This window comes from Micromonospora sp. CA-249363 (assembly GCF_050950185.1).
In the GTDB taxonomy this organism is placed as follows: Bacteria; Actinomycetota; Actinomycetes; order Mycobacteriales; family Micromonosporaceae; genus Micromonospora.
On record NZ_CP192020.1, the window covers coordinates 3,931,771 to 3,953,095 of the forward strand.

The window sequence follows — 21,325 nt, forward strand, 5'->3', positions numbered from 1 at the left end:
CGGCGACAGCGGCGCGATCACGCGCCGGTCGGCGGCCGGTCCGGGTGCTCACCCGGAGATGTCGTCGTCACCTGCCACGTCTGCTCCGATCTCCGGCGATGTCGGCGGCAAGGATAGCCGGCTCCGGGCCGGCCATCCTCTCGCCCCGCCTGGCGCTCAGCTCACCAGCAACCGGGCAATCGTCGCCGGTTCCGCGAGGTGCGGGAAGTGGCTACCGGGCAACACGGTGACCTCGACCTGCGGCAGAACCCCCGTCAGCCAGGCGAGGTAACGAGCCGGCGGCTCGGACGAGGTGACCCAGCGGTAGGGAACGTCCCGCTCGGCGATCGACCGCAGGTCATCGGACCGCTCGGCGGCGATGCCCTCGTCGGTGGAGTGCAGGATCTCGCCCCAGTAGCCCAGCAGCAGATCCGGCCGGGGATCGGTCGCGGTGGTGACGATCGTCCGCGCCTCGGCGGGCAACGACTCGATGCCCATGCCGGCCAGCATGCGGTCCCACACCTGCCGCCACTGCGGGCCGCGCAGCGTCGGCTCGGCCTGGCGTACGGCGGCGCCGAACGGGCCGGGCAGCAGGATCTGGTCCAGGTTGACCACACCCCGCACCGGATGACGCGCCGCGTACGTCGTGGCGACGACCGCGCCCACCGAGTGCCCCACCACGACGGGCGCGGCGAGACCCGCCTCGGTCACCTGGGTGTGCACGACCTCGGCGACCTCGGCCATCCGGTAGGAGTCCCGCCGGGGCGCGTCGCCGTGACCGGGCAGGTCCAGGGCGAGGATCTGCCGCCGCGGGTCGAGCGTCGCGAGCTCACGCCGGACCGGATCCCACTGCCTCCGGTCGTAGGTCAGGCCGTGGATCAGGACCAACGGCGGTCGGTTGTCGTCGTCGTTCACTGCCGTACCTCTTCCGGGTCTCGGTCATCTCGGCGGCTCGCCCGCAGGCGTTCGATGGTCAGGTCGAGGGCGGCCTCCAGGTGGTCGGTCCTCCCGGTGGAGAGCAGCAGCAGGACGCCGCCCTGGATGCCGGCCAGCAGTGCCGCGGCCGCGCGCTCGGCGTCCACCTCGGGGGCGATGTCCCCGGTCGACTGCATGTGCCGGACGCCTTCGGCGATCTTGTCCTGCCAGCGCCACATGAGCCCGGTCACGATCGCCTGGGCACCCGGCGCGCGCCGGCCCGTCTGGCCGAGCAGGCCGTTGAGCGGGCACTTCACGCCCTGGGCGCGGTAACGCTCGATGAGCCGGTCCCGCCACGCCTGCCAGGCCGCCCAGGAGGTCAGGTTGCTGAGCATCGGCTCCTGGTCGGTGAGCACCTGGTCGGCCTCGTGCTGGGCCACCGCGAGCAGCAGCTCCTCCTTGCCGTCCGGGAAGTAGTGGAAGAGCTGGCCCTTGCTGGTGCCGGTGTGGGCCATCACATCTTCGAGGCGTACCTCGTCGACGCCGCGCTCACGGATCTCGGCGGCGGCGCCGGCGACGATCCGCGCACGGGTCGCCTCGCCCTTGCGGGTCAACGCGCGAGTCATGGCCCCACCCTAGCTCGGGTTCTGGACTTGCGGGTCCATTTTTGGCGAGCCAAGGTCGTTGACGCGCGGCCCGCTCCGAGGCCCGCACAGCGACCAGGAGGACTCGACGATGAACCAGTACTACCTGCTCGGACGGTCCGGCCTGCGGGTGAGCCGACTCGCGCTAGGCACGATGAACTTCGGTGTCGACGGCTTCCACGCCGCGTACGGCAAGACCGAGGAGGAGTCCGAGCTGATCTTCCGGCAGTATCTCGAGGCGGGCGGGAACTTCGTCGACACGGCGGACTTCTACACCGCCGGGGAGAGCGAGAAGATCCTCGGCCGCCTGATCGACCGTGCCGGCGTACGGGAACGGCTCGTGCTCAGCAGCAAGTTCACCTACAGCGTCGACCCGGGCGACCCGAACGCCAGCGGCAACGGCCGCAAGCACATCATGCGCGCCGTCGAGGCGTCCCTGCGCCGCCTCGGCACCGACTACATCGACCTGTACCTGCTGCACACCTGGGATCGGATCACCCCGGCCGAGGAGGTCGTGCGGACCTTCGACGACCTGGTACGCGCCGGCAAGATCCGGTACGCCGGGCTGTCCGACGTGCCGGCCTGGTACGCGGCCCGGGCACAGAGCTACGCCGAGGCGCACGCGCTGACCCCGATGATCAACCTTCAGCTCCCGTACTCGCTGGTGGGCCGGCACATCGAGGCGGAGTACACGGCGATGGCCCAGACCCTGGGCATGGGCATCACCGCGTTCAGCCCGATCGGCGGCGGCCTGCTCAGCGGCAAGTACCGCCGTACCAGCGAGGGCCTGAGCGGGACCGGCCGGCTGACCACGCCCAACGCCGGGGGACGGGAGATCAGCCCCGACGACTGGAAGGTCATCGAGGCCCTGGAGGAGGTCGCCACCGAGCTGGGCCGTCCCATGGCGCAGGTCGCGATCAACTGGGTGGTCACCCAGCCGGCGGTCAGCTCGGTGATCATCGGGGCGAGCAGCGCCGAGCAGGTCGCCAGCAACTTCGGAGCCCTGGACTTCGAGATCCCGGCCGACGCCCGACGCCGCCTCGACGAGGCCAGCGCCCCGAACCTCGGGCTGCCGTACGGCATGTTCACCCCGCAGTACCAGTCCTGGCTGGTGAGCCCGGGCCTGCACGTCGGCGACAAGCCGGCCGGCTACGCGCCGCCGGTCGTCAACGCGGCGAGCTGAAAGCGGGCGACGGTGTGCCGTGGCGAGCCCTCGGCACACCGTTCGTCAGCCGCCGACCGTCGCGGCGTCGGAGGCGTCGGTCGTCGACGCCGGATCGCCCTCGTAGAGGTCGACGTAGCGCCCCAACACGTCGGCGGCCTCGTCGCCGAGCGCGGTCAGGGCGAGGGTGTTGTGGCCAACTCCCAGCGCCTCGGGCAGGGCGTACACCCGCAGGTCGATACCGTTCGCCCGCGCGATCCGGCGAGGCACCCGCACCGCCGCGGCGGGATCCACCACGGTGTCGAGCGGGCTGATCGCCACGGCCGCGCTCACGAGGTCGGTCCGTCGCGGCGGGCGCGGCAGCGACCGCACGATCGTCAGGTACCGCGTGACCGCCGCGAGCGAGTAGCCGCGAGCGGTGACCCGGTCGCGCAGGACGCGCCGCCCGTACAGCGTGATGAGGGGCCGGACCGCGAACGCCGGTCCCTGGCGGGGGCCGAAGAACGGCGACAGCACCAGCAGCCGCCGTACGACGTCCCCACGGACCTGGGCCAGCCAGGTGGCCAGCACCGCCCCACCGGAGATGCCGACGACACCCACCTCGTCGCCGAGGCCCGCCGCGACCGTCACGGCCTGCTGGGCGTACGCCGTCAGCTCGCCGGCCTCGACCCGGTGGTGGGCCCGCCGGTCGACGGTGCCGTGGTGCGGGGCTCGCGGTATCCACACGTTGTAGCCCCGCGCGAAGAACAGCTCGGCCAACTCGTCGTACTGCTCCGGCGCCATGGTGTAGCCGTGCAGCAGCAGGACCGCCCGGGCGGTACGCGTGCCGTGGCTCAGCAGGCGGCTGCGCGAATGCGGCCGTACCTCCGGATCGGCGGCCTCCGCCGCCGTGATGCTCGCGGCGGCCTCGGTGGCGGCGGCGAAGTCGAGCGGCGACGCCGGCGCCAGCCGCAGCCTCCGGTGCCCCAGCGGCCAGAGGTACAGCCCGGCGACCGCCGCCGCGAGCAGCGCCGCGGCGCCGCCGACGACGAGGGTGATGAACTCCGGCATGGGCAGATCCTGGCAGGAGGGGACGTCGGCACGGCCGCGGGGGGCGCGCCCCGGTGACCCGGGGCGCACCCGAAGCGACTACGCCGTCCCGGCCGCCTCCCTCGGCGGCGTGAACAGCACGCGCGCGCGGAGCTGCCGGAACCCGGTCCGTTCCAGCTCCGCGAGCACCGCGACGCGGTGGGCGTCCACGTCGGCGATCACCTCCCGCGCGCCACCGGCGGCGAGCACCCGGACCGCCTCGGCCAGCAGCTCACCGCGCGCCGCGTCGTCGAACAGGCCGAGGTACGCCAGCAGCGGGTAGCAGGCGTCGCCGGCCGTCCCGACCAGCCCCGCCGGCCGCCCGTCCGCCACGGCGACCCGCCAGTTCTCGGGCGACTCCCCCAGCCAGGCCACCGGATCGGTGGCCAGGTCGACGCCTCCGACGGCACGCGCGATCTCCCTGCCGGTCAGGATGTCGGGCTCGGCGACCCGGGCGACCAGGGCGTTGATCGCCGCCACGTCGGCGGGTGGACGGAACGTGTAGCGGCCGGAGGTCGCCGGCAGCGGCGTACCCGTCCACGAGCAGCGCAGCCGCTCACCCACCTCGACCAGGCCGGCGAGTCGGGCCGCCTCCATCGGTGCGGTGACCACGGCCAGCACCTCGGGTCGACGTCGCCAGTGCGCGGGCAGGGCGGCGTAGTAGTGACCGGGGCCGCCGAGCGCCTCGTGGGCCGCGCGCAGCAGCGTGGCCCCCACCTCCGGCTCGGCGGCCAGGTCGAACCGCTCCAGCCAGGGGTCCCCCACCGCGCCGGGTGGGAGGAGCCAGGCCGCCCGGCCGACGACCCGGCCGCCGCGCAGGGCGATCCAGGTGGTCTCGGGCCGGTAGCCGCCGCCGGCGATGCCGTCGGCGTACGGGATCTGCCGCAGTTGGGGCAGCGGATCGACCATGGAGTCGAACAGATCTTCCTCGCCCGCGACGAGCGGACGGATGAGCACGTCGGTCATGTGGTGACCCTCCGGGAAGCGAGCGCCCCGGGTCAGATCCGCGTGGACGCCGGGGCGCGGAGGGGGCGCAGAACATCGGACATTGTTCTGACCTCCTTCCGGTTCGACGGCGTGCCGCCACGATACGGGAGGTGTCCCCGGCGTTCAACGCCCCCGGATCACAGCGTCGGGTTGGTCTGCGCGCCGCGCTGGTGGGCGCGCCCGTCGGCGACGGCGATCCCGGCCAGGATCAGCGCCGCCAGGCCGGTCACGGCGACCGGTGGGAGCAGGACGCTCGGCAGGGCCGCCACCGCCAGCACCGCGGCGCCGATGAACAACATCTGGCAGCGCGGCGCGACCGAGTACCGGCGCTCCAGGTAGCTTCGGCCGATCAGGAACAGCACCGGGCCGCCGAAGATGATGACCACGAGAGCCCAGTCGATGGGCGGGTGCGGATCCTCGATGACCTGCCCGAACCCGACGGCGGTGCAGATGATGCCACCGACGATGAACAGCAGGCTGTAGCTCGCCAGCCGGGAGAGCTGAAGCCCTTCGCCGCCGGTGCTGCCGCTGGCCTTCTGACCCGGGCCCACGTGGTAGAAGTAGATCCGCCAGAACGAGACCGTGGCGACGAACGCGGACACGAGGACGATGGTCCGCTCGGTCGAGAAACCCGGGAAGCTGACGGCGGCGCCGGCTTCGAGCACCACCTCGGCCAGCGCGATCATGAAGAACTGGTTGTACCGCTCGGCGAGGTGCACCTCGGACACCGAGACCAGGCTGGCGATCGGCGCGCGACCGATACGCGGCACGGGCCAGCTGGCGGCCGCGCCGACGAGCTCGATGCCGAGCGCGAGCGTCCAGAGCACACCGCGACCGAGGCCGCCGTCGATGCCGCCACTGATCCAGAGCACGCCGGAGACCGAGTGCCAGACCAGCACCCGGTACGAGAACATCTGCGCCGGATGCCCCCGGAGGGCGAGCGCCAGGTAGAGCGGTCTGCCGAGCTGGATGACGACGTACGTGCCGGCGAAGATCGCGCCCCGCTGACCGAACGCCTGCGGCAGCGAGACCGCCAGCACCAGCGTGCCGAACATCGTGGCGAGGAGGACGACCTGGATGTCCACCCGGCGCGGATCGTACGTGCTGGCCAGCAACGCGTTCAGCGACCAGATCATCCACATCGCCGTGAAGAACAGCAGCGTCTGCCCCGCCTCGGACAGCAGGGTGTGCCGGACGATGGTCAGGTCGTCCGCGACCCGCCCGGCCAGGCGGGCGAGCGCGAAGACGTAGACGATGTCGAACAACAGCTCCAGGACGGTGGCCGAACGCGGGCTCGTGCTGTCGGCCAGCCCGCGCATCCAGGTGCGCGTCAGCATGGCCGCACCCCCTCGTACCGGTTGAGGGAACTTTATCCCGGTACGGCCGGTGGTTATGCCGGATCGCCCGCAGCGGGCTCGACGTGGTCGCGCCACGAGTGCCGGGGCTCGTAGCCCAGGACGCGGCGCGCCTTGTCGATGCTGAGCAGGGTCTCGTGCTCGCCCAGCTCCTTACGGATCTCGACGCCCGGGTAGACCTCCGCCATCAGGCTGGCGCTGGGGCGGGTCATGACGGTGTCGGCGTTGGCGATGATGAAGACGTCCGCCCCGGGCCGGTCGTACGCGAGAGCCCGTTCGACCGCCTGGGCGCCGTCGCGCGAGTCGATGTAGCCCCACAGGTTCCACCGCCGTGCCCGGGGGTCGGCGTCGAACGAGGGGAACGGCGCGTAGTCCTCGACGTCCATCACGTTGGAGAACCGCAGACCCACCATGACCAGCTCCGGGTCCCACCGGCAGAAGTGCCGGGCCATCTCCTCCTCGAGGGCCTTGTTCAGCGAGTACGTCGACTCCGGCCGGGGCGCGTACTCCTCGTCGACCGGCGCGTACGGCGGTGGGGTGTCGAACGGCAGCCCGAGCACCGTCTCGCTCGACGCCCACACCACCCGCCTGATGCCGGCGGCGCGGGCGGCGGCGAAGACGTTGTACGTCGCGGCGGAGTTGTTCGCGAACGTGACCGCGTTGGACATGAGCCCGGGCGCCGGGACGGCGGCCAGGTGCACGACCGCCTCGATGCCACCGGCGTGCTCGTCCGCGCCCCCGGTGAACGCCTCGACCACCTGCCCGTAGTCGGTCAGGTCGACGAGGAGGAACTCGCCGTCGACGTCGCGGGGGTCGCGCCCGCCGACGCGGTCCACGGCCAGCACGTCGACGCCGACGCCGCGCAGGTGGGCGACCACGGCGCGGCCGAGCTTGCCGGTGGCGCCGGTGACGACGACACGTCCGGGGAGTACGGGATCGCTCATGAGCCCATCCTCGTCGGCTGGTTCCGGCGACCCGCAGGCGGGTGCGTACCGGCGGGTCGCCCACCGGATCGATCAGGAATCGAGAAGTCACCGCCGGCGGCCCTACCTAGCATGAGCAGCATGGACATCACCATTCACACGACCGTTCTCCCCCACGTCGACCCGGACGCCTCGGTGGCCTTCTACCGCGACGCCCTCGGCTTCGAGGTCCGCAGCGACGTCGGGAAGGGCACGATGCGGTGGATCACCGTCGGCCCCGTCGATCAGCCCGGCACGTCCATCCTGCTGGCGCCCCCGGCCGCCGACCCCGGCATCACCGAGGACGAGCGACGCACCATCGCCGAGATGATGGCCAAGGGCACCTACGGGTGGATCCTGCTGGCGACCCGCGACCTGGACGCCACCTTCGAGAAGGTGCAGTCCGGTGACGTCGAGGTCGTCCAGGAGCCGACGGAGCAGCCGTACGGCGTGCGGGACTGCGCCTTCCGGGACCCGGCCGGGAGCATGGTCCGCATCCAGGAACTGCGCTGAGCCCTCGCGTCCCCCGCCGCGCCGAACCGGCCGGCATGTCGCCCGACCACCGCCCGTCGGTGCGTACGGTGCAGGGGTAGCTGTTCCACGCGAGGAGGAGACCCATGTCCAAGCCACCGCTTCCCGAGGCCGCGGTCGAGATGCTCAAGAAGCCGAACCCGGCTGTCATCACCACGCTTCGCAATGGTGGTCAGCCGGTGTCCGCCGCGACCTGGTACCTGTGGGAGGACGGCCGGATCCTGGTGAACATGGACGAGAGTCGCCGCCGCCTGGAGCACGTCCGCAACGACCCCCGGGTCTCCCTCACGGTGCTGGACGAGGCCGGGTGGTACACCCACGTGAGCATCATCGGGCACGTCGCCGAGCTGCGTCCCGACGAGGACTTCGCGGACATCGACCGGTTGTCCCGGCACTACACGGGCAATCCCTATCCCCGGCGTGATCGTGGTCGGGTCAGCGCCCTGATCGAGATCGACCGGTGGCACGGCTGGGGCTCGCTGAAGGACAACAGCCAGATCGGCTGACCGACAGGGGCGGCGGTGGCGGACGGACGGCTCTTGACCGCAGAGCGTGATCGGCTTAACTTCATCAATCAGATAAGTGTCTTTACTAATTCTGATTGATCCCTCGTGGGAGTGCCGATGCGTCAATTGCGCCACCGCCGCCTCACCGCCGTCGTCGCCCTGGCGACCCTCCTGGTCACCGCCGCCCCGCCCGCCGCCGCGAGCGCCACCGCCAAGCCCGACCGCCGGCCCGGCTACCACCGGGTCGGCTACTTCACCCAGTGGGGCATCTACGGTCGGGCGTTCCCGGTCAAGAAGCTCGACACGTCCGGGGCGGCGAGCCGCCTCACCCACGTCAACTACGCCTTCGGCAACATCAGCGAGGACGGCCGCTGCTATGTGGACGGCGGGCCGGGTGAGGGCGACGCCTGGGCCGACTACCAGCGGCCGGTGCCCGCCGAGGAGAGCGTCGACGGCGTCGCTGACGCTCCCGGCCAGGCGCTGAACGGCAACTTCCACCAGCTCGCCAAGCTGAAGGCCAAGCACCCCCAGCTCAAGGTGCTGATCTCGCTGGGCGGGTGGAGCTGGTCGACGTACTTCTCCAACGCCGCCCGGACCGACGCCTCCCGCAAGGCGTTCGTCGCCTCCTGCATCGACCTGTACCTCAAGGGCAACCTCCCGGGCGCGCCGGGCGCCGGCGCGGGCGTCTTCGACGGCGTCGACCTCGACTGGGAGTGGCCGAACTGGGACGGCGAGCCCGGCAACGTCATCCGCCCCGAGGACCGGCAGAACTTCACCAAGCTGCTGGCCGAGTTCCGCCGGCAGCTCGACGCGTACGGCCGGACCACCCGCTCGCACCACCCGCTGACGGCCTTCCTGCCGGCCAACCCGGCCGCGATGGACGCCGGCTACGAGGGCCGCAAGATCTTCAAGTACCTGGACTTCGCCACCGTGCAGGGGTACGACTTCCACGGCGGCTGGGACGCGCTGGCCAACCAGCAGTCGGCGCTGCGCGTGCCGGCGGGCTCGCCCGACAACCCGGACTTCTCCGTCGAGGTGGCCGTCGACGGGTGGATCGCCCGCGGCGCGCCCCGCGACAAGCTGGTCCTGGGTATCCCCTACTACGGTCGCGGTTGGACCGGCATCAGCGGCGGCGGCAACGGTCTCTTCCAGCCGGCCACCGGGCCGGCGCCGGCGACGTTCGAGGCCGGCTACGAGGACTACAAGAACCTCAAGAAGCTGGCCGGCAACGGCTACACCGTGCACCGCGACCTGCGGGCCGGGCACGCCTGGCTCTTCGACGGTACGACCCTCTGGACGTACGACGACCCGGCCGTCGTGTTGCAGAAGACGCTCTACATCCGACGCGCCGGCCTGGGCGGCGCGATGATCTGGTCACTCGACGGCGACGACGACAACGCCACGCTGACCAGGACGATCGGCCTCGGCCTGACCACCCGGTAGGCGCACCCGACGCCCGGCTCCCTTGATCACTTGATGACCAGCAGTTGCCAGTACCGGTCCCCCAACTGCTGCTCATCAAGTGATCAGGGGGTCGGCCCTACTCCGGGGCCACCGCGCGCACCGCGGCCGCGATGAGCGCCGTCACCTGGTCCATGTCCCGCGCCCGGCGGACGTCCAACTCGGCCGACGATCCGCCGGGTAGAACGAGTTGCACCGTCACGTCCTCGCGGCGGTGGGTCAACCAACTGGCGACCGCTTGGACCAGCACCATGACAGTGCCGGCGTCGCCGATCGCCACCCGCAGCACGTCCGTGCCGTCCGTTGACGTCTCATCGGTCGGCGGCGTCGTGGTCACCCCGTCGCGGAGTCGGTCGTCGGCGCGCAGCCAGGACGCCAACGAGCGCTGGACATCGGCGGACGGAAGATCCGGACGAACCGCGAGCGTTATCGCCTCCGGCACGGTCTGCTCCTCCCAGGACGACGCTGAGTCACACCCCCATCCTGCCAGCCGGTCCCGGAGCCGGCATCCCACGCACTCACCGAAGTCGATCAGACCTTGACCGCCGTGTCGGCCGGTTCATAGGCTCCGGCCACTGCGAGGCTTTCCCCCAAGAAGGGAACCCGAGACATGGCCCCATCGTCGCGTCCGTTCTGGACGGTCCCTCCGAGACGGCTGGCGGGCGCCGCCGCGATCACGCTCCTGCTCGGCACGACTCCCCTGCTCGGCGGCACCGCACCGGCGAGCGCCGCCCCACCGTCGACCTGCAGCAGCGACCCGACCGCCCGGCTGGCCGGTGTGCCGAGCCCCGAGGCGGCGCTCGGCTTTCCCCTCGGCGCCGGCCAGGAGCGGGTCGTCACCAACGACGAGGTCCGCACGTACCTCGGGGCCGTCGACCGCGCCTCCGAGCGGGTCGTCACCGGAGTGCTGGCGTCCAGCGTCCTCGGGCAACCTTTGCCGTACGCGGTGGTGTCCAACGAGCGGCACGTGCGGCCGTCCGCGCTGAGAAAGATCGCCGACGACGTCCGCGACCTGCGGGATCCCCGCCGGACGAGCGCCCGGACGGCCGCCCGTACGGCGAAGGACGGCCCGGCCATCGTCTGGATCACCGCGAACGTGCACGGCGGCGAGAAGAGCGGCACCGACGCGGCCCTCAAGACGCTGTACGAGCTGGCCGCCGGCCTGTCCTGCGAGGTCGCCCGGCGCAACGACAACCTCGTCACGATCATCGTGCCGACGCAGAACCCGGACGGCCGCGACGCGACCCGGCGACAGAACGAGTTCGGCTTCGACCTGAACCGGGACTGGTTCTCCCGTACCCAGCAGGAGACCGACGGCAAGCTCGAACTGCTGCGCCGCTACCCGCCCCAGGTGTTCGTCGACGCCCACGAGATGGGCGGCCGGCAGTACTTCTTCCCGCCCAACGCCGACCCGATCCACCACGAGATCGCCGGCGAGGCCGTGGACTGGATCAACCGGATCGGCGAGGCCAACAAGGCCGGCTTCGGCTACAACGGCGCCTGCGACGACACCGTCACCACCGAGTGCTACTTCAACTACGACACGTACGACATGTTCTTCATGGGCTACGGCGACACCGTGCCGACCACCGGTTTCGGGGCGGCCGGCATGACGTACGAGAAGGGCAGCGCCTCGGCCGTCGCCGACCGGGTGCAGCAGCAGTTCCACACCCAGTGGTCGACGCTCGGCTGGGCCGCCGCCCACAAGCGCGAGGTGCTGGACGGCTACTTCGACATCTGGACCGACGCGCTCGCCCAGGGCCGGGCGGGCACCCTCGAACCGAACGAGGTGGTGCAGCCCACCAACGAGGTCCAGTTCCCCGTGCCGGCCGTCACGATCCGCTCGTACTTCCTGCTGCCCGACCGGCAGCTCGCCGACGTCCGCCGGCTCGTCGAGCGGCTCCGCCGCATGGACGTCGAGGTGTACGAGGTGCAGAAGCCCACCCGGGTACCCACCGCGCGCGTCTTCGGTGGACGCAGCGCCACGAACGTCACGGTGCCCAAGGGCGCGTACTGGATCCCGATGGACCAGCCGCAGAAACACTGGATCCAGGCGATCATGGGCGAGGACCCGTACGTCCCGTTCCCGTACTTCTACGACGTGTCCTCCTGGAGCAACCCGCTGCTGATGGGCGTCTCGACCATCTACACCGGAGACGCCGTGCGCCCGCAGGCCCGGCTGGTCAAGGGGATCACCGGCGGCCGCAACGGCGTGGCCTGGCCGTGGGGCTCCTACACGTACCCGCTGGACTCGGCCGCCGCCGCCGAGCTCACCTTCACCCTGCTGGGCCGGGACGTGCCGCTCGTGCGTGACCTCGACACCGGCCGCGTCGCGATACCGGCCCGCAGCCTGAGCCGCACGGTCGACGACCTCGCGAGGGCCGCCGGGGTCACCCTCACCCCGGGCGGACGACCCACCGGCACGCCACTCGGCCTGCCCGACGTCGGACTGTTCCAGGGCACCGGCATATCCACCACGTCCGGCTCGCACGGCGAGGCCCGCTACGTGCTCGGCAAGCGGTGGGGCCTCGACCTGAAGCCGGTCACCACCGCCGACATCAACGACAACACCGACGCGTTCACGGGACGTACCGTGCTGCTGGTCCCCGACGGCAGCAACGCGACCGGCGGCCTGACCGCCGCCGGCCAGGCCAACCTGCGCGACTGGATCGCCCAGGGCCACACCTACCTCGGGCTGCGCAACGAGGGCACCCGACTGGCCCGCGCCGCCGGCCTCACCTCGACCACGGAGAAGACCAAACCGGCCGACTACCTGGTGATCGGCTCACACCTGCGGGTCGACGTCGACACCGACAACCCGGTCGCCCTGGGCCGCCCCGCCGAGGACTTCGAATTCAACAACAGCGACCCGATCCTCACCCCGAGCAGCACCGGGACGAACGTGCTCAGCTACCCGACCGGCGACACGTTCTGGGCCAACGGCTACACCGTCGGCGCGGACACCCTCAGGGGCACGGCGGCCGTCGTCGACGAACCCACCGGCGCCGGTCGGGCGGTGCTGTTCGCGTTCAACCCGCTCTTCCGGGCGTACAACGAAAACGGTCTGCACCTGGTGGCCAACGCGCTGCTCTACCCGCCGGGCGCGCCGGACGCCCGACGGACGCCGGGCGTCGACGCGGCGCGCGCCAGCGCCGCCGCCGCGCCGGTGACGGCGGACCTCGGCGGCGGATGGCGGCCGATCACCATCGAGGTCGCGGCGGCCGACCTGCCACGCGCGCGGGCCGTCGTCGAACGCTTCACCACCGACGCGCGCACGACCGCGAAGGACACCTCGGCGTACGTCGTGATCCCCAACCCGCAGGGCCTCCAGGCCGACGAACACCCCTTCACGAACGATCTGGTACGCGCCCTGCGCGCCGCCGGAGTGCCGCTACGGTCGGTGGTCGCCTGACCGCTTCGGCGCACAGCGAGAGCGCCCGTCCCCGATTCTCGGGGGCGGGCGCTTGTCTCTTGGGACGCTGGTTACGACCGACGGGTGACGTCAGCGACGAACGCCCGCCACGACGTCGGCCGGAAGGTCAAGGTCGGCCCGTCGGGGTCCTTGGAGTCCCGCACGCCGACGATGCCCGGCAGATTGTCCGCAACCTCGACGCAGTTGCCGCCGCCAGACCCGCTACGAGTGGACTTACGCCACACAGCGGCGGTCAGGTCCATGACGTCACCACATCCTTCATCAGCTCGATCGACTGACGGCGGGGAAGTGCTTCGCTGCGAACCATCTCCCACCTCGACATGAGCGTATCTACATCTTCGTCCCGATCGATGACGACCCCGCCGAGCTGGTTCTCCATCTCTGCCACCCATTTGTGCTCCGGAAGACGTGCCAGGCTGAACGGCCCGGTCAGACCGACGTGCATGCTGACCTCGTCCGGCAGCAGGTGAACGTTGATGTTGGGCTGCTCCGCGAGGGTGGTCAACTGCTTGATCTGCCCCGCCATGATGTCGCGGAAGTCCATCCCGGCACGGCGCAGCACCGCCTCGGCGATCACGGCGACCACATGCGGGGCGTTCGCCTTCGTCAGGATTGCCTGCCGGTCGATCCGGTGTGCCAGCCGCTTTTCGACCTCGTCTTCGCTCAACGTCTCGTTGCACCGGATCACCGCTCGGGCATATGCATCGGTTTGCAGAAGGCCCGGGACGAGGTTTGGCTGGAAGCACCTGAGCTGGGTCGCGGTGCGTTCGGCGTCCAGCCACGGCAGAAACCAGGACGGGGTGCCCAGCTTCCCCACCATGCGCTCGAACAGGCCGTTGTTCTTGAGGGCGCGGTCGGCACCTTTGATGAAGTCCATCGTCAGCGCCCGCGTCTCGCTCTCGACGGCGCTGACGTGCGAGGCGCTGAACCCGGCACCCCGACCAAATGATTCCTGCGTCATTCCGGCGGCCCCTCGGGCGCGACGGATCTCGGCAACGATGAACGCGGCGAGCGAGTGCGGCAGATCGGCCATTCAGTGCTCCCCAAACCGGAAGATCGACTACTCACGCCACTGCCCAGCGTGGAAAGCTTCGCCAGCTCAACCCGGAGCGACGAAGTGCCTTCCGAGCGTAGTGCCCTCCACAGCAGAGTGTCACCAACGGCGCGGCCGGCGAAGGACCCGGGACCCGGCGGACGCGTTCGTACCGGGCCCGCCGCACTCGCGGTGTGGCACTCCCGACGACTGCCAGGGAAGATCACCATGCCCGTCGATCAGCCACCGCGGGTACGCTCCGGCGACCTGCTGTACCTGAACCGCGCCGCGAGCCCGCAGTTCGCCCGCCCTATCACCGTGCGCGTGATCCGCGCACTCACCGACCGGCACACGTACGACGGTTGGTTGTGGATCGACGCCTACCAACTCGGTCCGAACGGCGACGCGGTAGCCCGCCGCGAGTTGTACCTGATGCCTGCCGGCGCGCGTCGGCCCACCTCACCGCCCACCGCCCTGCCGCGTCGGGATACGCGGCGGCCGGTCACCCACGGTCCGGCGCGGGTCGGCTGATGCCCCGCCGCGCCCGCGATCACCAACCGGCTCGCCCGACGTGGCGCTGCGGCACCTGCGGGATCGCCTGGCCCTGCTCGCCGGCGAAGCTTCGCCTCCTCGCGTCCTACCGGCTGGATCGCCAAGCCCTGCTGGCCTACCTGGCGGAGCTCCAGGCGGAGGCCGCCGCCCACCTCACCGCCCTGAACCCGGACACCCCACCACTACCCGCCACACTGACCGACCGATTCACCGCCTGGGCCTCCCCCCGCTAGCCCGGACGCCACGATCCCGCAGATCTTGGACACTTACCGTCCTCCGTGGACGGTAAGTGTCCAAGATCTGCTGGCCGCATGACAGTACGGCGGCAAGGATCGCCCACATGGTGCCCGCCGACGACGCTGACGCTCTCGAATGGCTCGCCTTCGAGCAGGCGCGTGTGCTGACGACTCCGCAGGCCGCTGGCATCCTCGGCGATCCGGTGGTGCGGAGCCGGATCCGCACCGGCCGCTGGCGCTCGATCTGCCGAGGCATCCTGGTGACCGGCAACGGCCGGCTGACCCGTGACCAGCAACTGTGGGTGGCGGTCCTCGCGGCCGGTCCGGGAGCGGTCCTGGCCGGGGTGACCGCGGCTGCCGAGGCCGGCGTACGGGGACTGCGGCGGGAACCCCTGCACGTCCTGGTGCCGGCCGAGCGTCGCGCCGCGCGGACCACCCTGCGTCGGCTCCCGATCGACATGCCCGCGGTGCTGGTCCATCGCACGTCGGTGCTGCCCGACGCGCATGTGCAGCTCGCCCGTCCGCCGCGTACGACGACGGCCCGCGCCCTGGTGGACGCGGCCGGTTGGGCGGGCAGTGCGGACGAGGCGCAGGGGTTGTTGGCGGCCGGATGCCAACAGCGTCGCGTGCTGCCCGAGGAGTTGGACGCCGTGCTCGACGTTCTGCCCCGGGCACCGCGCCGACAGCTGATCCGGCAGGCGGTCGCCGACATCGCCGGCGGCGCGGAGGCGCTCTCCGAGATCGATTTTGTGCGGTTGTGCCGACGGCACCGGCTGCCGGTACCGGACCTGCAACGACACCGGGTCGACGCGGCGGGCCGCAACCGCTGGTTGGACGCGTACTGGCACGAGTGGCGGGTGCAGGTGGAGGTCGACGGCGCGCACCACATGGACGCGCGGCAGTGGGCGGCGGACATGCGTCGACAGAACGACGTCTGGACCAGCGGCGACCGTATCCTGCGCTTCCCTGCCTGGCTGCTCCGCGCCCGCCCCGACGAGGTCGCCGACACCGTACGACGGGCGCTGATCGCGGCCGGCTGGATCCCGACCGACGCGGCGCGACGGTCGCCGAGACGAGCCCGATGACGCCTACGGCTTGCGGGCCACGCCGCTGTAGCCGGTGCGCGCCACCTCGGCGTCGACGGTGGCCGGCGGCTCGGGGTACGGCCACATGTTGACCAGACCGGGTGACTCGAGGACGAAGTCGCCGAAGAACCCGGTGACGTCCCCGTGGCCGCGCGGCACGAACGGGCTGTTCGCGCGGGCGTAGATCGCGGAGATGCGGGCCATCAGGTCCGGGTGCGCGTCGGTGCTGGCGTGGGAGAGCGCCAGGTAGCTGCCGGCGGCGAGCGCGTCGCGGTAGGTCGCCACGATGCGCTGCGGGGCCTGCTCGTCGGGCACGAGGTGCAGCACGAACATCATGAGGACCGCGACCGGGCTGTCGAAGTCGATGGCGGCGGCGACCTCCGGGTGACCGAGCACCTCGGCGGGTCGGCACAGGTCGGCCTGCACCACCGACACCGTCGCCGCGTCGGCGAGCAGGGCACGCCCGTGAGCGCAGACCACCGGGTCGTTGTCGACGTAGACGACGCGTACGGTCGGGTCGATGCGGTGGGCGATCTCGTGCACGTTGTCGCGCGTCGGCAGCCCGGAGCCGAGATCCAGGATCTGCCGGACGCCCTTCTCCTCGACGAGGTGGCGGACCGTACGGGCGATCAGGTCGCGGCCCTGCCGGGCGGCCTCGGGCATCCACGGCGCGACCTGCAACACCATCTCGGCGGCGGCCCGGTCGGCGGCGAAGTTGTCCTTGCCGCCGAGGTAGTAGTCGAACATCCGCGCGGCGTTCGGCCGGTCGGTCTGGAGGTTCACCCCGGGCTCGGACTGCGTCATGGCCGACCACCTCTCCCCTGCCGAGCCAGCAGCATAACGTCCACGATGGTCGGCCTTCTGCCCGGCCGTACCCTGATGAGGTTGATGCCGAACGCGGCCCCGTGCGCATCGAGGCGGCCCGCAGGTGCCGGTGGCGTCTGCGATGCTGTCGGCGTGGAGTACGTGTCCAGAGTGCCGCGGCCGCCGCTGGACGAGCTGATCGATGACCTCTACTACCTGGAGGGCACTGCGCCGTACGCCCGGCTGACGCTTCCGGCGATGCCGGCGGCGTTGCTGATCATCAACCTCGGAGCGCCGTTCCGTATTCGCGGCGGCACCGACATCGAGCCGGCCGAGTACGCCGACGGCTGCGTGATCACCACGCCCACCCGTGCCTACGAGTTCGGCTACCCACTCCGGACCCGGTCCGTCGGCGTGCACTTCAAGCCCTGGGGGCTGGCACCCCTTCTGCCGATGCCCGCCGTCGAGCTGTGCGACCGGCCGGTGACGGTCGAGCAGGTCTGGGGCCGACCCGCCACCGCCGCGCTGCGCGACCGGCTCGCCGCGACGTCCGGACCGTACGAGATGCTGACGCTGCTCGAACAGGAGCTGACGCGCCGGCTGTGCGACGCCGCCGGTCTGGGGCTCGTCCGCCACACGAGCAGGGTCATCGCGGCGACCAGCGGGGCGGTGGCGATCGGCGACCTGAGCGTGGCGGCCGGGGTCAGCAGCACCCATCTGGCACGACGGTTCAAGGACCTCGTCGGCGTCACACCGAAGCGGCTGGCCCGCACCTACCGGTTCACCGCCACCGTGTTCGCGATGGACCCCGCCGGACCGGTCGACTGGGGCGATCTCGCCGGTAGCGCCGGTTACTTCGACCAGGCGCACTTCGGCCACGAGTTCCGGGAGTTCACCGGGCTCACGCCGACCCGGTACGTCGAGGTCCGGCGGCGGTTCCTGCGCGAACACCCCGGCCACGTGCTGGACGGTTGGCCGCTGCCGACAGATTGATTTCCTACAAGAGCCGCAGCTCACGACACGCTAACTTGAGGGCATCCCAAGACGTGAGGAGAGCCCTGTGGGCACGGTGGTCCTGTACAGCTCGGTGTCGGTGGACGGCTTCGTCGCGGATGAGAAGGACCGGCCCGGCCCGCTGTTCGACTGGCTGACCAGCGGTGACGTGCCGTTGGACGACAGTGGCGCGCTGAAGGTGTCGCAGGCGTCCTACGACCACGTCCGGCCGTACTGGGACCAGATCGGGGTGACGATCGTCGGCCGCCACGTCTTCGACCTGACGGACGGCTGGGACGGAAAGCCGCCGAGCGGGATCGCGCACGTCGTCGTCGTGACTCACCGGGGCCGTCCCGAGGGCTGGGATCCCGAGGCGCCGTTCCACTTCGTCGACGGCGTCGAGGCAGCCGTGGCCAAGGCGCAGGAGCTCGCGGGTGAGCGTGTCGTCGAGGTCGCCGCCGGCGACGTCGGCGGCCAGGTGCTCGCCGCGGGCCTGATCGACGAGGTACGCATGGACGTCGTACCCGTGGTGTTCGGGTCCGGCAAGCGCTACTTCGGATCGGTCGACGCGCAGCACCTGTTGGCGGATCCCGACGTGGTGATCCAGGGCGACCGGGTGCTGCACCTGCGCTACCGCGTGCGCCGCTGACCGCCTGGCGACGCCTGAGGACGGCAGCCGTACGGTCAGCGGGGTGGTCGGGCGCTGTCGCGGACGACGAGTTCGGTGGCGAGTTCGATGCGGGGGCTCTCGGTCTTCTCGCCCCCGGCGAGTCGCAGTACGGTCCGGGCGGCCAGCATGCCCATCTCGGCCAGGGGTTGCCGGACGGTGGTCAGCGGCGGGGAGCACCAGCGGACCTCGGGCAGGTCGTCGAAGCCGACCACGCTGATGTCGTCGGGCACCCGCAGGCCGCGTTTGCGGACGGCCTCGTAGACGCCGAGGGCCATCTGGTCGCTGGAGGCGAAGATGGCGGTGGGTGGGTCGGGCAGGGCCAGGAGCTGCGTACCCGAGGTGAAGCCGGACTCGTGGTAGAAGTTGCCGGGCCGGATGAGGGCGTCGTCGACGGCGATGCCGGCGGCACCCAGCGCAGCGCGGTAGCCGTCCATCCGGGCCCGGCTGCACATCAGGTGTGGCGGGCCGGCGATGAAGCCGATGCGGCGGTGACCGAGGCCGATCAGGTACTGGTTGGCGCTCAGGCTGCCCGCCCAGTTGGTCGCGCCGATGGTGGGTGACTCCTGCGGGTCGACGCCGGCGGGGTCGATGATGACCACGGGCAGGTGCAGTCGGCGCAGCTCCGCCTGTAGTGGAGGGTTCACCATCGAGGTCACGAAGATGACGCCCTCGGTGGATCGCGTCCGCATGTTGTCGAGCCACTGCTTGGCCGAGGAGATGCGCCAGTGGATGGCGGAGACGACGGTGCCGACGCCGTTGGCGCGGGCGACGTCCTCCACCCCGCGGATGATCTCCACCGCCCACGGGCTGTCCAGGTCGTTGAAGACCAGGTCGATCAGCGCGGCCTCGGTGCGCCGGGCCTGGGTGCGCCGGCGGTAGCCGTGATGGTTGAGCAGGGCCTCGACGCGCTCCCGGGTCTCGGGAGCGACGTCGGTGCGGCCGTTGATGACCCGCGAGACCGTGGGCACGGAGACACCGGCCAGTCGCGCGATCATCGCGATGGTGACATTTCGGCCGTTGTCGGAGCCCACGGTCCGCTCCTTTGTCTGGCGGGGCGTTTCAGGTCGGTCGGCGATCTGGTGTCGTCACCCCTTGACGCTGCCGGTCAGGCCGCCGATCAGTTGACGTTCGGCCACGGCGTAGAAGCCCAGTGCGGGAAGCATGGACAGGACGACGTAGGCGAGCACCCGGGCGGTGTCGTCGGCGTACTGCCCCTGGAACGCCTGGACCCCGACGGGCAGCGTCCACCAGCTCTGATCGCTGAAGACGACCAGCGGGAGCATGAAGTTGTTCCAGCTCGTGACGACGGCCAGGACCGAGACGGTGGCCAGCGCGGGGCGGGCCATCGGCAGCAGGACCCGCCAGAAGAACCCGAAGGAGCTGCAGCCGTCCAGGACGGCGGCCTCCTCCACCTCGCCCGGGATGGTGCGGAAGAACTGACGCAGGATGATGATGGTGATCGGCAGCCCGAAGGCGGCCTGGGGCAGGATGACGCCGAGCGGGTTGTCCAGCAGGCCGATGGAGCGCAGCAGGACGAACAGCGGCAGGATCGCCACCGCGAACGGGAACATCAGGCCGATCGCGAACAGGGTCACCAGGAACTCGCGGCCCCGGAAGGCGTACCGGGCGAAGACGAACGCGGCCATCGCCGCCGCGGCGACGACGATGAACGTGCTGCTGACGGCGATGAGCAGGCTGTTGCCGAGCTGCCGCCAGAACACCCCGGAGGCGAACAGGTCGGTGTAGTTCGACGGCACCCACGGGTCGGGCAGGCCCAACGGGTTGGTCGACAGCTGGCCGTTGTCCTTGAAGCCGCCGATCACACCGAACCAGACCGGCACGACGATGAGCGCGCCGACGCCGATGCAGACGAGGTGCAGCACGATGCTGCGGGCCCGCTGGGCGCCACTGGTCTTGGCGGTCATCGCTGGCCTCCCTGGTTGGTGATCGCGCCCGCGGTGTCCCGACGCAGGACGATGCGCTGGTAGAACAGGGCGAAGACGAGGCTCAGCAGGAACATGACCATGCTGATCGCGCTGGCGTAGCCGACCTCGAACCGGCGGAAACCGAACTGGTACATCGTGACGGCCATGGTCTCCGAGGAGTGGATGGGACCACCGCCGGTGAGCACCCAGACCATGTCGAACAGCTGGATGGTGCCGATGACCGACAGGAAGATGCTGATCCGGATCGTCGGCCCGAGCAGCGGCAGGGTGACGTGGCGGAACGACTGCCACGCGGTGGCGCCGTCGGTGACCGCGGCCTCGGACAGCTCCTTCGGGATGCCCTGTCGGGCGGCCAGGAAGAGCATCATGTAGAGGCCGAAGTACTTCCAGGACACCACCAGGAAGACGGCGTACAGCACGGTGGACGGGTCGGCGAAGACCGCGCCCGCCTCCGCTCCGAGGAACTTGGAGACCGACTCGCCCAGCCCTCGGTTGGGCGAGAACACCAGCGTGAACAGGACCGCCGTGGTGACCTCGGACAGCACGTACGGAGCGAAGAAGATCAGCCGGTAGAAGGCCCGGCCGCGCAGCGGCTGGTTGAGCAGCATCGCCAGGGCCAGCGCGGCGGGCAGCTGCACGGTCAGCGACAGCAGCACCAGCACAAGGCCGCGCCACAGGTCGCCGCGGAAGGTCGGGTCACCGAAGGCGCGGGTGTAGTTGTCCAGCCCGACGAAGTTCTCCGGGAGCCCGAAGCCGTTCCACTTGTAGAGACTGGCGTAGCCGGCCACCACGATGGGCGTGATGACCAGCAGCAGGAACAGGGTCAGGGCGGGCGTCAGAAAGACGGCGAGGACGCCACCCCGCCCCGGCCGGGGCTGGCGGCCGCGCCGTCGCGCGGTGCCCGGCCCCGGTGCCGGCGGATCTGTCGCCGTGTCGCCGCGTCCTGTGTACGACACGGTCGATGGCCTGGTCATGCCTGCTCCACTCGGTTTCTATCGCCGGC

23 protein-coding genes are annotated in these 21,325 nt (G+C 71.0%); 10 read left to right on the top strand and 13 right to left on the bottom strand.

What is annotated here, in order from left to right; all coding sequences use genetic code 11:
- Window positions 1-156: 156 nt before the first annotated feature.
- Both ACQPZK_RS18015 and ACQPZK_RS18020 read right to left on the bottom strand, forming a co-directional pair.
- Window positions 157-894: an alpha/beta fold hydrolase gene (locus ACQPZK_RS18015; protein ID WP_433534086.1), complete on the bottom strand. Its 738-nt coding sequence runs from the start codon at window positions 892-894 to the stop codon at window positions 157-159.
- Window positions 891-1,520, bottom strand: a complete 630-nt coding sequence (locus ACQPZK_RS18020) for a TetR/AcrR family transcriptional regulator (protein WP_433534087.1) — start codon at window positions 1,518-1,520, stop codon at window positions 891-893. The genes ACQPZK_RS18015 and ACQPZK_RS18020 overlap by 4 nt, the downstream gene beginning before the upstream one ends.
- Window positions 1,521-1,629: 109 nt before the next feature.
- Here ACQPZK_RS18020 and ACQPZK_RS18025 point away from each other — a divergent pair, with 109 nt between their 5' ends.
- Window positions 1,630-2,721 carry an aldo/keto reductase gene (locus ACQPZK_RS18025; protein ID WP_433534088.1) on the top strand — a complete coding sequence of 364 codons (1,092 nt, stop codon included), beginning with the start codon at window positions 1,630-1,632 and terminating at the stop codon, window positions 2,719-2,721.
- A 45-nt stretch (window positions 2,722-2,766) separates the two neighbouring features.
- Here the strand turns inward: ACQPZK_RS18025 and ACQPZK_RS18030 are convergent, their stop codons facing one another.
- The 4 genes from ACQPZK_RS18030 to ACQPZK_RS18045 all read right to left on the bottom strand — a co-directional run bounded on the left by ACQPZK_RS18030 (window position 2,767) and on the right by ACQPZK_RS18045 (window position 7,054).
- Entirely contained in the window at window positions 2,767-3,750 is a 984-nt protein-coding gene (locus tag ACQPZK_RS18030; protein ID WP_433534089.1) for an alpha/beta hydrolase, read from the bottom strand.
- Between the two features lie 78 nt (window positions 3,751-3,828).
- Window positions 3,829-4,734 carry an acetyltransferase gene (locus ACQPZK_RS18035; RefSeq protein ID WP_433534090.1) on the bottom strand — a complete coding sequence of 302 codons (906 nt, stop codon included), beginning with the start codon at window positions 4,732-4,734 and terminating at the stop codon, window positions 3,829-3,831.
- A 158-nt stretch (window positions 4,735-4,892) separates the two neighbouring features.
- The gene (locus ACQPZK_RS18040; RefSeq protein ID WP_433534091.1) at window positions 4,893-6,092 is read right to left on the bottom strand and encodes a low temperature requirement protein A; all 1,200 of its coding nucleotides are present in this window, start codon (window positions 6,090-6,092) and stop codon (window positions 4,893-4,895) included.
- A 53-nt stretch (window positions 6,093-6,145) separates the two neighbouring features.
- Entirely contained in the window at window positions 6,146-7,054 is a 909-nt protein-coding gene (locus ACQPZK_RS18045) for an NAD-dependent epimerase/dehydratase family protein (RefSeq protein ID WP_433534092.1), read from the bottom strand.
- 120 nt (window positions 7,055-7,174) lie between these two features.
- Between ACQPZK_RS18045 and ACQPZK_RS18050 the strand changes: the two genes are divergently transcribed.
- From ACQPZK_RS18050 to ACQPZK_RS18060, 3 genes are all read left to right on the top strand, one after another.
- Window positions 7,175-7,585 (top strand): VOC family protein, encoded by a 411-nt coding sequence (locus ACQPZK_RS18050; protein ID WP_433534093.1) that lies wholly within the window; start codon window positions 7,175-7,177, stop codon window positions 7,583-7,585.
- 104 nt (window positions 7,586-7,689) lie between these two features.
- The gene (locus ACQPZK_RS18055; protein WP_433534094.1) at window positions 7,690-8,109 is read left to right on the top strand and encodes a PPOX class F420-dependent oxidoreductase; all 420 of its coding nucleotides are present in this window, start codon (window positions 7,690-7,692) and stop codon (window positions 8,107-8,109) included.
- 117 nt (window positions 8,110-8,226) lie between these two features.
- A complete protein-coding gene (locus ACQPZK_RS18060) occupies window positions 8,227-9,552 on the top strand; it encodes a glycoside hydrolase family 18 protein (protein WP_433534095.1) in 1,326 nt (441 codons plus the stop codon).
- A 97-nt stretch (window positions 9,553-9,649) separates the two neighbouring features.
- Here ACQPZK_RS18060 and ACQPZK_RS18065 read toward each other — a convergent pair whose 3' ends face one another.
- Window positions 9,650-10,012 (bottom strand): effector-associated constant component EACC1, encoded by a 363-nt coding sequence (locus ACQPZK_RS18065; RefSeq protein WP_433534096.1) that lies wholly within the window; start codon window positions 10,010-10,012, stop codon window positions 9,650-9,652.
- Between the two features lie 168 nt (window positions 10,013-10,180).
- Between ACQPZK_RS18065 and ACQPZK_RS18070 the strand changes: the two genes are divergently transcribed.
- Window positions 10,181-12,982, top strand: coding sequence for a M14 family zinc carboxypeptidase (locus ACQPZK_RS18070; protein WP_433534097.1), 2,802 nt, complete (start codon window positions 10,181-10,183; stop codon window positions 12,980-12,982).
- A 71-nt stretch (window positions 12,983-13,053) separates the two neighbouring features.
- Here ACQPZK_RS18070 and ACQPZK_RS18075 read toward each other — a convergent pair whose 3' ends face one another.
- Both ACQPZK_RS18075 and ACQPZK_RS18080 read right to left on the bottom strand, forming a co-directional pair.
- Window positions 13,054-13,245: a DUF397 domain-containing protein gene (locus ACQPZK_RS18075; protein ID WP_433534098.1), complete on the bottom strand. Its 192-nt coding sequence runs from the start codon at window positions 13,243-13,245 to the stop codon at window positions 13,054-13,056.
- Window positions 13,236-14,036, bottom strand: coding sequence for a helix-turn-helix domain-containing protein (locus ACQPZK_RS18080; protein ID WP_433534099.1), 801 nt, complete (start codon window positions 14,034-14,036; stop codon window positions 13,236-13,238). The genes ACQPZK_RS18075 and ACQPZK_RS18080 overlap by 10 nt, the downstream gene beginning before the upstream one ends.
- Before the next feature lie 228 nt (window positions 14,037-14,264).
- Here ACQPZK_RS18080 and ACQPZK_RS18085 point away from each other — a divergent pair, with 228 nt between their 5' ends.
- The 3 genes from ACQPZK_RS18085 to ACQPZK_RS18095 all read left to right on the top strand — a co-directional run bounded on the left by ACQPZK_RS18085 (window position 14,265) and on the right by ACQPZK_RS18095 (window position 15,909).
- Window positions 14,265-14,567, top strand: a complete 303-nt coding sequence (locus ACQPZK_RS18085; protein WP_433534100.1) for a hypothetical protein — start codon at window positions 14,265-14,267, stop codon at window positions 14,565-14,567.
- On the top strand, window positions 14,567-14,821 hold the full coding sequence (locus ACQPZK_RS18090) for a flavin reductase (protein WP_433534101.1): 255 nt from the start codon (window positions 14,567-14,569) through the stop codon (window positions 14,819-14,821). Before ACQPZK_RS18085 ends, ACQPZK_RS18090 begins: the two co-directional genes overlap by 1 nt.
- Before the next feature lie 107 nt (window positions 14,822-14,928).
- Window positions 14,929-15,909 carry an endonuclease domain-containing protein gene (locus tag ACQPZK_RS18095; RefSeq protein ID WP_433534102.1) on the top strand — a complete coding sequence of 327 codons (981 nt, stop codon included), beginning with the start codon at window positions 14,929-14,931 and terminating at the stop codon, window positions 15,907-15,909.
- A gap of 3 nt (window positions 15,910-15,912) precedes the next feature.
- On the opposite strand, the gene ACQPZK_RS18100 is transcribed toward ACQPZK_RS18095, so the two are convergent.
- A complete protein-coding gene (locus ACQPZK_RS18100; protein WP_433534103.1) occupies window positions 15,913-16,713 on the bottom strand; it encodes an SAM-dependent methyltransferase in 801 nt (266 codons plus the stop codon).
- A 153-nt stretch (window positions 16,714-16,866) separates the two neighbouring features.
- On the opposite strand from ACQPZK_RS18100, the gene ACQPZK_RS18105 reads away from it, so the two are divergent.
- Both ACQPZK_RS18105 and ACQPZK_RS18110 read left to right on the top strand, forming a co-directional pair.
- On the top strand, window positions 16,867-17,706 hold the full coding sequence (locus tag ACQPZK_RS18105; RefSeq protein ID WP_433534104.1) for a helix-turn-helix domain-containing protein: 840 nt from the start codon (window positions 16,867-16,869) through the stop codon (window positions 17,704-17,706).
- A gap of 67 nt (window positions 17,707-17,773) precedes the next feature.
- Window positions 17,774-18,355, top strand: a complete 582-nt coding sequence (locus ACQPZK_RS18110) for a dihydrofolate reductase family protein (RefSeq protein WP_433534105.1) — start codon at window positions 17,774-17,776, stop codon at window positions 18,353-18,355.
- Window positions 18,356-18,390: 35 nt separating this feature from the next.
- Here the strand turns inward: ACQPZK_RS18110 and ACQPZK_RS18115 are convergent, their stop codons facing one another.
- The 3 genes from ACQPZK_RS18115 to ACQPZK_RS18125 all read right to left on the bottom strand — a co-directional run bounded on the left by ACQPZK_RS18115 (window position 18,391) and on the right by ACQPZK_RS18125 (window position 21,296).
- Window positions 18,391-19,371: a LacI family DNA-binding transcriptional regulator gene (locus ACQPZK_RS18115; protein ID WP_433539245.1), complete on the bottom strand. Its 981-nt coding sequence runs from the start codon at window positions 19,369-19,371 to the stop codon at window positions 18,391-18,393.
- Window positions 19,372-19,461: 90 nt separating this feature from the next.
- The gene (locus ACQPZK_RS18120) at window positions 19,462-20,301 is read right to left on the bottom strand and encodes a carbohydrate ABC transporter permease (protein WP_433534106.1); all 840 of its coding nucleotides are present in this window, start codon (window positions 20,299-20,301) and stop codon (window positions 19,462-19,464) included.
- On the bottom strand, window positions 20,298-21,296 hold the full coding sequence (locus ACQPZK_RS18125; protein ID WP_433534107.1) for a carbohydrate ABC transporter permease: 999 nt from the start codon (window positions 21,294-21,296) through the stop codon (window positions 20,298-20,300). The genes ACQPZK_RS18120 and ACQPZK_RS18125 overlap by 4 nt, the downstream gene beginning before the upstream one ends.
- Window positions 21,297-21,325 lie beyond the last annotated feature (29 nt).